General features: G+C 39.1%; 12 protein-coding genes. 10 read left to right on the top strand and 2 right to left on the bottom strand.

The window, feature by feature from the left end; translation table 11 throughout:
- Positions 1–157: 157 nt before the first annotated feature.
- The 9 genes from dnaA (at position 158) to rpsR (ending at position 10,197) form a co-directional block, all read left to right on the top strand.
- Positions 158–1,525 (top strand): chromosomal replication initiator protein DnaA, encoded by a 1,368-nt coding sequence (gene dnaA, locus J3U54_RS02860; RefSeq protein WP_220220416.1) that lies wholly within the window; start codon positions 158–160, stop codon positions 1,523–1,525.
- Between the two features lie 172 nt (positions 1,526–1,697).
- Positions 1,698–2,828, top strand: a complete 1,131-nt coding sequence (gene dnaN, locus J3U54_RS02865) for a DNA polymerase III subunit beta (RefSeq protein WP_267384987.1) — start codon at positions 1,698–1,700, stop codon at positions 2,826–2,828.
- Between the two features lie 217 nt (positions 2,829–3,045).
- Complete coding sequence (gene yaaA, locus J3U54_RS02870; RefSeq protein WP_103752640.1) at positions 3,046–3,267, top strand: S4 domain-containing protein YaaA; 222 nt, start codon at positions 3,046–3,048, stop codon at positions 3,265–3,267.
- Positions 3,268–3,272: 5 nt separating this feature from the next.
- Positions 3,273–4,409, top strand: coding sequence for a DNA replication/repair protein RecF (recF, locus tag J3U54_RS02875; protein ID WP_267384988.1), 1,137 nt, complete (start codon positions 3,273–3,275; stop codon positions 4,407–4,409).
- Complete coding sequence (gyrB, locus tag J3U54_RS02880; RefSeq protein ID WP_267384989.1) at positions 4,402–6,366, top strand: DNA topoisomerase (ATP-hydrolyzing) subunit B; 1,965 nt, start codon at positions 4,402–4,404, stop codon at positions 6,364–6,366. Before recF ends, gyrB begins: the two co-directional genes overlap by 8 nt.
- 9 nt (positions 6,367–6,375) lie before the next feature.
- Positions 6,376–8,865, top strand: coding sequence for a DNA gyrase subunit A (gene gyrA, locus J3U54_RS02885; RefSeq protein WP_267384990.1), 2,490 nt, complete (start codon positions 6,376–6,378; stop codon positions 8,863–8,865).
- A 198-nt stretch (positions 8,866–9,063) separates the two neighbouring features.
- On the top strand, positions 9,064–9,360 hold the full coding sequence (gene rpsF, locus J3U54_RS02890; RefSeq protein ID WP_220220418.1) for a 30S ribosomal protein S6: 297 nt from the start codon (positions 9,064–9,066) through the stop codon (positions 9,358–9,360).
- 50 nt (positions 9,361–9,410) lie between these two features.
- Positions 9,411–9,938 carry a single-stranded DNA-binding protein gene (gene ssb, locus J3U54_RS02895; protein WP_103752645.1) on the top strand — a complete coding sequence of 176 codons (528 nt, stop codon included), beginning with the start codon at positions 9,411–9,413 and terminating at the stop codon, positions 9,936–9,938.
- Between the two features lie 22 nt (positions 9,939–9,960).
- Positions 9,961–10,197 (top strand): 30S ribosomal protein S18, encoded by a 237-nt coding sequence (rpsR, locus tag J3U54_RS02900; protein WP_090093298.1) that lies wholly within the window; start codon positions 9,961–9,963, stop codon positions 10,195–10,197.
- Between the two features lie 112 nt (positions 10,198–10,309).
- Here rpsR and J3U54_RS02905 read toward each other — a convergent pair whose 3' ends face one another.
- Together J3U54_RS02905 and J3U54_RS02910 are read right to left on the bottom strand one after the other, a co-directional pair.
- Entirely contained in the window at positions 10,310–10,633 is a 324-nt protein-coding gene (locus tag J3U54_RS02905) for a DUF4260 family protein (protein WP_267384992.1), read from the bottom strand.
- A 15-nt stretch (positions 10,634–10,648) separates the two neighbouring features.
- The gene (locus J3U54_RS02910) at positions 10,649–11,047 is read right to left on the bottom strand and encodes a MerR family transcriptional regulator (RefSeq protein WP_267384993.1); all 399 of its coding nucleotides are present in this window, start codon (positions 11,045–11,047) and stop codon (positions 10,649–10,651) included.
- A gap of 341 nt (positions 11,048–11,388) precedes the next feature.
- On the opposite strand from J3U54_RS02910, the gene J3U54_RS02915 reads away from it, so the two are divergent.
- Positions 11,389–13,410, top strand: a complete 2,022-nt coding sequence (locus J3U54_RS02915; protein WP_267384994.1) for a DHH family phosphoesterase — start codon at positions 11,389–11,391, stop codon at positions 13,408–13,410.
- The last annotated feature ends 3 nt before the right edge of the window (positions 13,411–13,413 follow it).

The following is a 13,413-nucleotide window of genomic DNA, read 5'->3' on the forward strand; positions in this document are numbered from 1 at the left end:
TTTCTCATTTCAAGATTTATTTATCGCAAAATTTGTGTATCTTTCTAAAATATCTATCCACAACTTGTTGATTTTGGATTAATGTTATTCACTTGTGGAAAACATTTTATTTAGATGGTACAATAAGTTTTGCTTAACGTTATCGGAGGGACTTATTTTGTTTGACATCAATAAATTTTGGCAGCATTTTAACGATGAAATGCGTGAACGTTTTAATGAAGTTGCCTACAATGCTTGGTTTAAAAATACTAAACCCGTTTCCTATAATAAGGAAACTCATGAACTAAAAATTGCCGTCCAAAATCCGGTTACTAAAGGATATTGGGAAAAGAATTTGTCTACGCAGCTCATTCAGTCAGCATACGGATATGCCAATATTGAAGTGATTCCTGTTTTTCAGATCGAAGGCGATAGCAGTACTGAACGGCTTGTAACCCCTAAGCCGCAGACACAGCCATTACGTGAAAAGACGCAAAGACAAGAAACCAATGCATTTGTCCGCAATCTTAAGCTGAATGATAAATATACTTTCGATAACTTTGTTCAAGGTGAAGGAAATAAACTTGCAGCAGGTGCTGCTTTAGCTGTTGCCGATAGTCCTGGTAGTTTTTATAATCCGCTTTTTATCTTTGGTGGCGTGGGTCTAGGTAAGACACACTTGATGCAAGCGATTGGTCACCAAATGCTGGCAGAACGACCGAATGCGAAAGTCGTTTATATCCAAAGTGAAACCTTCGTTAACGACTTCATCAATTCCATCAAAAATAAAACGCAGGATCAATTCCGGGAAAAATATCGTACCTGCGACTTATTGTTAGTCGATGATATCCAATTTTTTGCCAAAAAAGAGGGTATTCAAGAAGAATTCTTCCATACTTTTGAAACGCTCTATAATGATCAAAAACAGATTGTTATGACGAGTGACCGGCTGCCAACCGAAATTCCTGACTTATCCGAAAGACTGGTATCGCGGTTTACCTGGGGGCTGCAAGTTGAGATTACGCCACCCGATCTGGAAACGCGAATTGCAATCTTGCGGAAAAAAGCCGAAGCTGAAAATCTCATTATTGATGACAGCACACTCGATTACATTGCTTCACAAGTTGATACCAATATTCGGGAGCTTGAGGGTGCCTTGGTTAAAGTCCAGGCACATGCAACAATTGAGCATGAAGACATTAACGTCAATTTAGCTCGCGAAGCCCTAGCAGATCTAAAACTGGTGCAAAAAAATCAAGGCTTACAAATTTCTAAAATCCAAGAAGTCGTTGCTAATTATTTCCAAACTTCAACTTATGAATTGAAAGGAAAAAAGCGGGTAAGGCAGATTGTCGTACCGCGCCAAATTGCAATGTACCTGTCTCGTGAATTAACTGATTCCAGCTTACCCAAAATCGGTCAAGAATTTGGCGGCAAGGACCACACAACGGTGATGCATGCTTGCGATAAAATTAGTCGCGAAATAAAAACGGACTCAGATATCAAAACAGCAGTTTTTGATTTGAAACAGATGCTTGATCGCTAAAAAGTGCTTAAGTGTGGAAAACTTTTTGTCTTGTACACATTTTCTTAACCGTCATAATTACGTTATTTTAGGGCGAATTAAGTTTTTCAACAGAAATCACAGGACCTACTAATACTACTTAATTAAATATATAATTAATAAATAAAACAAATGCCAATCTAGGAGGTAACAAATGAAATTTACCGTAAACAGAAATCTGTTCGTTGATAATCTAAACAATGTAATGCATGCTATTTCTTCTCGCGCTACGATACCGATATTAAGCGGAATCAAACTCAACTTAACTGAAGATGAACTTCTTTTAACTGGTAGTGATTCTGACATTTCAATCGAAATTAGAATTCCGGTAAGTGAAGATTTAACTGTTGAATCAACTGGTGCAATTGTGTTACCAGCCCGGTTTTTCAGTGAAATTATTAGACGTTTGCCGGGTAAGGAATTTTCACTTGAAGTAAAAGAAAGTTTCCAAACACAAATCATCTCTGAAAATAGTGAATTCACAATCAATGGTCTTGATGCCAATAACTATCCAAGATTACCGGAAATTCCTGACGAGTCCTCTTTTATCATCTCAGGAAAAACTTTCCGTGAAATCATTAATGAAACCCAATTTGCAGTTGCAACCCAGGAAAGCCGTCTGGTTTTAACAGGTGTTCACTTTGACTTTGGTCCTGAGCGGATTCACGCTGTAGCGACTGACTCACATCGGCTTTCGAGTCGCGCATTAACGTTAGAAAATGGACCACAAGCTAAAACTGACTTAATTATTCCTGGTAAAAGCCTGCTTGAATTAGCACGTATTATCGGGGAAACTGATCCGGAAATTAAAGTTTGTCCGGGTGAAAATCAAGTACTCTTTGAAATTGGTAATATTCTGTTCTATTCACGTTTGCTTGAGGGCAGCTATCCGGATACTGAACGCTTGATTCCAAGCGAAAGCACAACAAGTATTGAATTTGATTTAGCTGAGCTTTCTAGCGCGCTTGACCGTGCAAGTCTGTTAACTCACGCTGGCCGCAACAATGTTGTTGATTTAACCCTAGATACTGAAAACCAAACAGCTAAATTATCGGGTGAATCGGCAGAAATTGGTAACGTAGAAGAAGATGTTGCCTTTAAGAAATTGGAAGGCAAGAACTTGAAGATTTCCTTTAACCCTGATTATTTGCGTGATGCTTTGCGTGCTTCGGTAACTGATTCGGTTGTAATGGAATTTACCCAGCCACTGCGGCCTTTCACTGTAAATCCAGATAAAGATGATATCGACTTTGTGCAATTAATCACACCAGTTAGAACTTTTTAAACAAACTTTTAGGTAATAATGAAAAAGGCCATCGAAATGATGGCTTTTTCTTTGGCAATTTTCTCAAAATAGACAAAAAAGGCGTCTTATTCTATTTTTACTGTCATTCACTGTGATACGTTTATTTATAAAAAAATCGTTTATAGGGCTTTATATTGCGCTTAAAGTTGTATTTTACCTGTGAAACGCATATACTTAACTATAGGTAATTAAAGTGATGAAGGTGGATATTATCAAAGAGTTTAAGGTAAAGGGTGAGTATGTCACTCTCAGTCAATTTTTAAAAGAAGAAAGTATCATTTCTTCTGGTGGTCAAGCTAAGTGGTATCTGCAAGAAAATCCCGTTATCTTGAATGGGATTAAGGAAAATCGCCGTGGGAAAAAGATTAGACCTGGCGATCAGATTGAAGTTGCCCAAGAAAGATATGAATTTCGGTAACCTGAATGTATCTCAAGCACTTTATTGCACAAAATTATCGTAATTTACAGCAATTAGACGTAGTTTTTGATCCCAATGTCAATATTTTTATCGGGCAAAATGCGCAGGGCAAGACTAATCTGCTTGAGGCGATTTACTTTTTGGCATTAACGAGATCACATCGGACAAGTAGTGATAAAGAATTAATTGCTTTTGACCAGGATTATGCAAATATTTCTGGTCATGTATATAAAAGCCAAATTGATTTATCCTTAAGGGTATTAATTACCAAAAAGGGTAAAAAAGTCTGGGTTAATCGGATCGAACAAGCCAAACTGTCAAAGTATGTTGGACAGTTAAATGCAATTTTGTTTTCTCCAGAAGATTTAGATTTGATTAAAGGAGCACCGACACAAAGGCGGCGCTTTATGGATCAAGAATTTGGCCAGATTAATTCAGAATATCTTTATTTTACCGGTAAATACAGACAGGTATTGCAACAAAAAAATAACTATCTGAAATTACTGGCAAAAGGACAAGCACGGGACATGATGTTTCTAGATGTTTTGTCCGATCAATTGGCTGGGGTTGCGGCTGAAGTGATTGTTCGGCGTTTTAAATTTTTAAAGTACTTAGATCGTTATGCTCAAAACGCATATGAACACATAAGTTCCAGCAATGAAAAATTGACACTTCATTATCGACCATCAGTCAAGGAAGTAACTGAATCTGATAGTGTCGAAGAGGTATATCGCAAACTACTTGCTAATTACCAAAAAAATCAAAAGGTCGAATTACTGAAAAAAACAACTCTTAGTGGACCTCATCGTGATGATATTGAATTTGAATTAGATGGCAAGGATGCACATTTATATGGCTCGCAAGGCCAACAGCGAACAATTGCGCTTAGTGTTAAACTTGCGGAAATCCAATTAGTACATCATTTAACTGCCGAATATCCATTACTTTTACTCGATGATGTAATGAGTGAGCTTGATCATGACCGTCAAAGTGCTCTGCTCAACTACATTCATGGTAAGACACAAACTTTTATTACAACAACAGATCTCGAAGGTATTTCCTGGGAAATAATTAAAAAGCCTAAGGTATACCGGATTAAATCAGGGAAGATTTATTTAGAAGAGGGGAAATTGAATGGCTGATCAGAAGAAAGACAACCTCGACCAAATCAAGCAATATGAAAAAGAAGCTGATAAATATAATGCCAGCCAAATTCAAGTTTTAGGCGGGCTTGAAGCTGTTCGTAAACGGCCGGGTATGTATATTGGCTCCACAAGTTCTCAAGGCTTGCACCACCTAGTTTGGGAAATAATTGATAATGGTATTGATGAGAGCTTGGCAGGCTTTGCAACTAAGATCGAAGTTACCATCAATGAAGATGGTAGCGTAACTGTTCAAGATGATGGACGGGGAATTCCAGTTGACATTGAGAAAAAGACTGGTCGTCCAGCGCTTGAAACTGTCTTTACTGTTCTTCACGCCGGTGGTAAGTTTGGCGGTGGCGGCTATAAAGTATCTGGTGGATTGCACGGTGTTGGTGCTTCAGTAGTTAATGCATTATCAACCAAGCTGGATGTTACAACAATGCGTGATGGCAAAAAGTACTTTATTGACTTTGATCACGGTCGTGTTGATCATGAAATGAAAATGACTGGTACTGTGCCGTTGACTGATCATGGTACAATTGTTCACTTCTTCCCAGATCCTGATATCTTCACTGAAACTACTTCATTTGATGATAAAATCTTAAAAAATAGAATACGTGAATTAGCCTTTTTGAATAAAGGCTTAAAGCTGACGTTTACGGATAAGCGAAAAGATAGCGCCGAGACGGATGTTTATCACTATGAGGGTGGTATTCAAGAATACGTTTCGTTCCTAAATCGTGATAATGAAGTTTTATTTGATAAACCAATTTATGTAGAGGGGACTTTCAGCGACATTAATGTCGAAGTTTCTTTGCAATATACTAAGGGTTATAAAACAACCTTGATGACTTTTGCTAATAACATTCATACCTATGAAGGCGGAATGCATGAAGCAGGGTTCAAGACAGCCTTAACGCGTGTAGTTAACGATTATGCTCATAAGACTAAATTACTGAAAGATAATGATGATAATTTGTCTGGTGAAGATATTCGTGAGGGTATGACAGCAATCGTTTCTGTTAAGCACCCAAACCCACAATTCGAAGGTCAGACTAAGACCAAATTAGGTAATTCCGATGCTAGAACGGCAGTTGACCGGGCATTTTCTGAAACTTTCAATGCTTTCTTAATGGAAAATCCGCAAGTTGGCCGAAAGATTGTTGAAAAAGCACAGTTAGCTGAACGTGCTAGAACTGCTGCTAAGCGTGCTCGTGAAGTTACCCGAAAGAAATCAGGCTTAGAAATTGCTAATTTGCCAGGGAAATTGGCAGATAATACAAGTAATGATCCAAGTATTTCAGAATTATTCATTGTCGAGGGTAATTCAGCCGGCGGTTCTGCTAAGCAAGGTCGTTCAAGATTAACACAAGCAATTTTACCGATTCGTGGTAAAATTCTGAATGTTGAAAAAGCTTCGATGGATCGTATTTTGGCCAATGAAGAAATTCGGTCATTATTTACGGCATTAGGAACTGGTTTTGGAGCTGATTTCGATGTTTCTAAGGCCCGTTACCATAAGCTGATTATTATGACTGATGCCGATGTCGACGGGGCCCATATTAGAACGCTGCTGTTAACACTCTTTTACAACTATATGCGTCCAATGATCGACAAAGGATATGTCTATATCGCTCGTCCGCCTCTATACCAAGTTCGTCAAGGCAAGGTAATCAGATATTTAGATACTGATGAGGAATTGCATGACTACCTAGGCAGCTTGCAGCCAAGTCCAAAGCCAACGGTTCAGCGGTATAAGGGATTGGGTGAAATGGACCCAGAACAATTATGGGAAACAACCATGAATCCTGAAAATAGGCGGCTAGATCGGGTTAGTCCGGAATATGCCAAAAATGTCAATGAGGTGTTTGAATTACTCATGGGTAACGAAGTCGCACCGAGACGTAGTTTCATTGAAAGCAACGCTAAGTACGTTGAAAACTTGGATGCTTAGGAGGTTTAAATGGATAACGACAACCAAAGTCAAGATCACAGAATAAGAAACGTTGACTTGACCAACGTGATGAATAGTTCATTTTTGGATTATGCGATGTCAGTTATCGTAGCACGGGCTTTGCCTGATGTTCGCGATGGTTTGAAACCAGTCCAGCGTCGTATTCTTTACGGAATGAGCGAATTAGGCGTTACACCTGATAAACCATATAAGAAATCGGCCAGAATAGTTGGGGAAGTTATGGGTAAGTTTCACCCCCACGGTGATTCCTCAATTTATTTGGCGATGGCGCACATGGCACAAGATTTTAGCTACCGGTATATGCTGGTGGACGGTCACGGTAACTTTGGTTCGGTCGATGGTGATGAACCAGCCGCAATGCGTTATACCGAGGCACGAATGAGTAAAATCGCGGTTGAAATGCTGCGTGATATCAATAAAAATACTATTGATTGGCAACGTAACTACGATGACTCTGAAAATGAACCAGTTGTTTTACCAGCTAGGATTCCTAACCTGCTTGTCAACGGGACAAGTGGAATTGCCGTTGGTATGACCACGAATATTCCACCACATAACCTTTCTGAAGTGATTCAAGGATTGCATATGTTGATGGACAATCCAGAAATAACTACTAAAGAGTTGATGAAGGCAATTCCGGGACCAGATTTTCCAACTGGCGGAACAATTATGGGCCGAGGCGGTATTTACCACGCTTATGAAACTGGTCGGGGCAACATTGTTGTTCGGGCTAACACTAATATCGAAACCGAAAAAAGTGGTCGTGAGCGAATTGTAGTTACTGAGATTCCGTACTTGGTCAATAAGGCTGAATTAGTAAAGAAGATTGCTGATTTAGCTCGTTCTAAGACAATTGACGGAATTACCGGTGTTCGTGATGAATCCGACCAATCTGGGATGCGAATTACCATAGATGTTCGGCGTGATGCCAGCGCAAGTGTTATTTTGAATAATTTGTTCAAGCAGACACAGATGCAGGCTAACTTCGGCATGAATATGGTGGCAATTGTTGATGGCGCCCCACATTTCCTAAGCTTAAAGGAAATGCTGCAATACTACTTGCAACACCAAGAAGATGTTGTTACTAGAAGAACCAAGTTCGATCTTGCTAAAGCTGAAGCTAGAGCTCATATTCTTGAAGGTTTGAAGATTGCACTAGATCACATTGATGAAATTGTTCATATTATTCGTCAAAGTGAATCAAGTGATATTGCCAAAGCTGCGTTAATCAGTCGGTTTGGATTAGATGACAAGCAGTCGCAAGCGATCCTGGATATGCGGTTAGTTCGCCTGACTGGACTGGAACGCGATAAAGTTGAAGCTGAATATAAAGAATTAAAAGCTAAAATTGCGGACTACCAAGATATTCTTGCACGACCAGAGCGAATTAACGAGATTATCTATGACGAACTGCTTGATATTCAAAAGCGCTTTGGTGATGATCGCCGAACCAAGATTGGCGAAGGAGAAGTTGTTTCGATTGAAGATGAAGATTTGATCGAAAAACAAGATGTCTTGTTAACTTTGACTCACAGTGGCTACATTAAGCGGATGCTGATTAATGAATTTAAGACCCAAAACCGTGGTGGTAAAGGAATTAAAGGCATGGGCATTAAAGATGGTGACTTCATCGAAAACTTAATGTATTCAAGCACGCATGATTTATTGTTATTCTTTACAAATAAGGGAAAAGTATACTCTAAGAAAGCTTACGAAATTCCTGAATTTGGTCGGACAGCTAAGGGTTTGCCGATTGTCAATCTCCTTCAGTTTGAGAAGGGCGAAAAAATCCAGACAATCATTAATATTCCTGAAGATGCAGATGATAAGTACCTCTTCTTCATTACCAAGATGGGAACTGTCAAACGGACCCACGTTAGTGAATTTGCCAATATTAGAAATAGTGGTTTAATTGCTCTAACGCTGCGCGATGGGGATGAATTAAGTAATGTCTTACCAACCGATGGTAAACAAGATATCTTGATTGGTACTCATTTGGGCTATGCTGTTCGCTTTAACGAAACAACTGTCCGCTCTATGGGACGAACTGCTGCTGGTGTCCGGGGAATTAATCTTCGTGACCATGACTATGTAGTCGGTTCCGGTGTCGTTAAGGATAGCGATGAAGTTTTAGTCATTTCTGAAAAAGGCTACGGCAAACGGACCAGCGCTAGTGAGTATCCGGTTAAAGGCCGTGGCGGTAAGGGAATTAAGACTGCCAATGTCACAGAAAAGAATGGACCATTGTCTGGCGTTACTGTAGTAGATGGTTCACAGGATATTATGGTCATTACGGATGACGGAATTATGATCCGCTTTAAGATTACGGATGTTTCTCAAACTGGTCGAAGCACAATTGGTGTTCGCTTGATTAAAGTTGGTGATGGTAGTAAGGTTGCAAGTCTTGCTGTTGTACCTGCTGAAGAAGACCAAGAAGTTGCAAATGACGAAGAAACAACTGCTGAATCAGAAGAATAATTAAGAAAAAAATTATCAGACTTTTTTGCGTATTTAATTGTGAGGGATGAAAAAATTCCTTGTAGGATCACGTGAAGATAGTTTGGTAATTTTTTGTTTCTGTGCTAAAATTAGTGCTTGCGAGTAATAAAACTAAATTACTCCTTGTTCTTGAATTTTTAGCAAGAACCATTTAGTCCAAAAGGAGGTGCACTAGTAATGACAACTACTAAGTATGAAATAACTTATATTATTAAGCCTGATATTGATGAAGAATCAAAAAAGGCGCTAGTTGAAAACTATGATAAGGTTATTGCCGATAATGGTGGTACGATGGTTGAGTCAAAAGACTGGGAAAAGCGTCATTTCGCATATGAAATTAACAAATACCGTGAGGGAACTTATCACGTTATGACTTTCACTGCAGACAACGCTGACGCAGTTAACGAATTTGACCGTTTATCTAAGATTGACACTGCTGTTTTGCGTTCAATGACTGTCAAAGTTGGCGAATAAAAAATAGTAACTTATCGTTTTCGTGATTTAGGAAAGGAAGGACCTAAAGTATGATTAATCGAGTTGTACTTGTTGGCCGTTTAACACGTGATCCTGAATTACGTACTACTGGGAGTGGAATCTCGGTTGCTACGTTTACTCTTGCCGTTGATCGTCAGTATACTAACGCTCAAGGCGAGAGAGGTGCGGATTTTATTAGCTGTGTAATTTGGCGAAAAGCAGCAGAAAATTTCTGTAACTTTACGTCTAAAGGATCACTTGTTGGTATTGACGGCCGAATTCAAACCAGAAGTTACGATAATAAAGATGGGCAAAGAGTATATGTGACCGAAGTTGTCGTTGATAACTTTGCATTGCTTGAATCACGTAAAGATCGTGAAGCCCGTGGTCAAAATGGTGGCTTTACACCAACTGATAACGGCAATTTTGGTAATCAAAATACCAATAATTCGCCAAACATGGGACCATCTAATCAGAATAATCCGCTAAATAGCAGTAATCAATCTGATAATACCCAAGATCCATTTGCTGGTTCGGGTGACACGATTGATATTTCTGATGATGATCTTCCATTCTAATTTTAAAGAAAGGACCTAGGATATGGCTCAACAAAGAAGAGGCGGCCATCGTCGTCGTAAGGTTGACTTTATCGCAGCCAACCACATTGATTACGTTGACTACAAGGACGTTGATCTGTTGAAACGTTTTATCTCCGAAAGAGGTAAAATCTTACCACGTCGTGTCACTGGCACTAGCGCTAAGAATCAACGTAAAGTAGCTAAGGCAATCGAAAGAGCTCGCATTATGGGCTTGTTGCCATTCGTTACTGAAGACTAATTAAGTCAAATAAAATAAAAGGCGGAAAAGTTAATTTTCCGCCTTTTTTGTGGTTTATTAAATATTTTTTTGTAAAGCGGCAGTTAATTCCGCCCAAAACTAAAATTATTCTTTATCGCGGCATTAAGCCCCAGCCAAATGTCCGGTCTAAGCAGATATGTGCCAGCCATATTAGGTTAAAGTTGATTAACTGGGTTGTTCTTAAATGGGGGAACAAAGCCAAAATGGTCAAAAAGATTAACGGAAATACAAGTAAATGGCCGAGATTATAAAGAACATTTCCCACCTGAGGCGATATTGCATAGCCAGCTGCCCCAAGATCAAAAACTAGGTACCAGGCAATAAAAAATAGTAATGAACTATCGTTTTTCCAGTATGCTACTAATAGAAAAATTAGTGCGGCAAGATAGTCCAATTTATAAAGATAAGCAATCATATTTTTCCTTCCAGTTTATAATTCGCCTAACTGTTTTAAGCTATTTTCGATTTCGTCAATGGAGGCTTCTTCTTCAATTTTGTTTTTAAGTTCAGCTAGAATTTTTGTCATTTTGGTATAAAAAATGGCTTGTTGCTGACAATCCTGTGCTTTTTTCGTTACTAGTTTTAAGGTCTCTTTGTCGCAGTAATTGCTTTTAGGGCTTTGATATAAGGCAACAGCTTGTTTAACTTCTGGTAACTTGAGCTGTGCGTGACGCAGATTGGTAATAAACTTCATTAATGCAGCATCGGCATCAGTGTAGTCTCTGTAGCCGTTTTTGTTACGTTGGGGATGCAATAGCCCAATTTTTTCATAGTAACGCAGGGTATCAGTACTAATATTTACTAGTTTAGCGAATGCAGCAATTTTCATTATCCAAAGCCTCCATGAATTCAGTATCACATTGGAGTATACTCCAAAGTCAAGAATTAATAATATAAAAATAGCGCCTAGTACCACCAGCTAGGTGTCTTTTTATCCACTATTTTGCCGACTTTAATTTTTAAGCACCAATTTTTATTAGAATGATGCAAGGAAAGCAAGCAGCCTGCTCCAGCCTGCGATAATAGTCGACTTTAGCTTAATTTAAAGATAACCCGGTACCTGCTACTTGTTAGCAGCAATAAAAGCTTAATATTCAGGAGTTTCTTATCAAGTGATTACAAGGTATAATAATAATGATGTACTATACATTAATTTAGGAAGGATCTTACATGAAAGATTTTTTACGTAAGCTTGAATTTCCTGCTTTTATCAAGGATTCACGTTTGACAGCTTCTGTCATTATCATCTTGGCACTGTCACTTTTAGGCAGTATTGTTGCGATGATCATGAATCCATTATTCGGTTTGGCAATGGTACTAATTTTTATTTTGACCGTTGCTTGTACCGTTTATGGTGCTTATATACTTGCTGGTAACGCGAATAACTTTGCTGTTAGTTTGTCTTATCGGATTAAGCGCAGCGAACAAGAAGCGATGATTAAAATGCCTCTTGGCATCTTGCTGTATGACAAGGACAGACAAATTCAGTGGGTAAATCCATATTTACAGCTTTATTTAAAAGATGAAGACCTGATTGGACACACGATTAAATCAGTTGATTCAGATTTAGATAAGTTAATTGATGATTTGTTAAAGGCTAAGACTGCTGAAAATCACGTTGTGAATTGGGATGGTCACCAATTTGAAATGGTCATCCAGAATAATTTGGGTGTGATCTATTTACTTGATATTACGCGTTATGCGAAAATTGAACAGAAATATAATAATGAGTTGTTAGCAATTGGCCAAGTATTTATTGATAATTACGATGAACTAAGCGAAACGATGCATGATCAGGAACTTACGACTACGAGTTCTTATGTGCAAAATACTCTGAGTGATTACGCCAAAAATTACAATGCCTACCTTAAGCGGATTGATGAGGATCATTTCTTGCTACTATTACATATGCAGGATTTAGCTAAAATGGAAAAAGATAAGTTCTCCGTTTTGGATAAAATGCGGCTAGAAACCAGCCGTAATAATACGCCATTGACCTTATCGATTGGAATTGCTTTTGGCAGTAGTTTAATTACCGAATTGGCTGACCAAGCCCAGTCTAACCTTGACTTGGCTTTAGGACGAGGCGGTGACCAGGTTGTTTTAAGTCAACCTGGAAAGGCCGCGCGTTTTTATGGCGGTAAATCTAATCCAATGGAAAAACGGACACGTGTGCGTGCACGAATGGTTTCCCAAGCAATTAGTGAATTGTTTAAAGAAGCTGACCGGGTTTTTGTTGTTGGTCATGCTAATCCTGATATGGATTCAGTGGGCAGTGGAATTGGTGTTGTTAAGATTGCCAGATTGCATAATGTTAAGGCGAACTTTGTGCTAGACGTCAATAAGACAAACTATGATGTTGGCCGGTTAGTTGCCAAGATGCAAAAAGTTAAAGAAGACACCGATATGTTTATCTCGCCAGACGATGCTTTGGAAAGTTTAACTGATAAGTCAATGCTAGTTATGGTTGATCATTCAAAATATTCGATTACTTATTCAAAAGATTTATACGACCGGTTGAAGAATCGCATTATTGTAATTGATCACCACCGCCGCGGTGAAGAATTCCCTGAAAATCCTATGCTGACATACGTTGAGCCCTATGCCTCGTCCGCATGTGAACTTGTCACTGAAATGGTAGAATACCAACAACCAAGTTCAGGTCAGCGGGTCTTGACCGATTTGGAAGCGACAGCTATGCTAGCTGGTATTACGGTTGATTCACGTGAATTCTCGCTAAGAACGGGAACGCGGACATTTGATGCGGCGAGCTATCTGCGCTCAATTGGTGCTAGCTCTGTTGGCGTAAGCGAGCTGCTTAAGGAGGATATCGATAGTTTCCTTGAGCGCACACGCCTAGTCAGCAGCCTAAAAATGATCAGACCAAAAATGGCTGTTTTGTGCGGTGATGATGACCAGATTATTGATCCAATAATTACTGCTCAAGCCGCGGATACGGCACTTGATTTGGAAAATGTTGAAGCTAGTTTTGCAATTACTCGGCGCAGTAAAGACACCATTAGCATTTCTGCTCGTTCGATGGGCGAAATCAATGTCCAGGTAATTATGGAAAAATTAGGCGGTGGCGGCCATTTATCTAATGCTGCAACGCAAATTAAGGGTGTTACAGTTCAAGAGGCACTTGCCAAACTGCTTAATGCAGTTGATACTTATGAAAAAGAAAATGAATAGAGG

The sequence above is a fragment of the Lactobacillus sp. B4007 genome, from assembly GCF_026535895.1.
Taxonomy (GTDB): domain Bacteria; phylum Bacillota; class Bacilli; order Lactobacillales; family Lactobacillaceae; genus Lactobacillus; species Lactobacillus panisapium.

Coding starts and splice junctions, on each gene's coding strand:
- J3U54_RS02905 (WP_267384992.1), bottom strand. CDS start 10,633: ATGATTGCTTATCTTTATAAATTGGACTATCTTGCCGCACTAATTTTT.
- gyrB (WP_267384989.1), top strand. CDS start 4,402: ATGGCTGATCAGAAGAAAGACAACCTCGACCAAATCAAGCAATATGAA.
- ssb (WP_103752645.1), top strand. CDS start 9,411: ATGATTAATCGAGTTGTACTTGTTGGCCGTTTAACACGTGATCCTGAA.
- rpsR (WP_090093298.1), top strand. CDS start 9,961: ATGGCTCAACAAAGAAGAGGCGGCCATCGTCGTCGTAAGGTTGACTTT.
- J3U54_RS02910 (WP_267384993.1), bottom strand. CDS start 11,047: ATGAAAATTGCTGCATTCGCTAAACTAGTAAATATTAGTACTGATACC.
- gyrA (WP_267384990.1), top strand. CDS start 6,376: ATGGATAACGACAACCAAAGTCAAGATCACAGAATAAGAAACGTTGAC.
- recF (WP_267384988.1), top strand. CDS start 3,273: ATGTATCTCAAGCACTTTATTGCACAAAATTATCGTAATTTACAGCAA.
- yaaA (WP_103752640.1), top strand. CDS start 3,046: ATGAAGGTGGATATTATCAAAGAGTTTAAGGTAAAGGGTGAGTATGTC.
- dnaN (WP_267384987.1), top strand. CDS start 1,698: ATGAAATTTACCGTAAACAGAAATCTGTTCGTTGATAATCTAAACAAT.
- J3U54_RS02915 (WP_267384994.1), top strand. CDS start 11,389: ATGAAAGATTTTTTACGTAAGCTTGAATTTCCTGCTTTTATCAAGGAT.
- rpsF (WP_220220418.1), top strand. CDS start 9,064: ATGACAACTACTAAGTATGAAATAACTTATATTATTAAGCCTGATATT.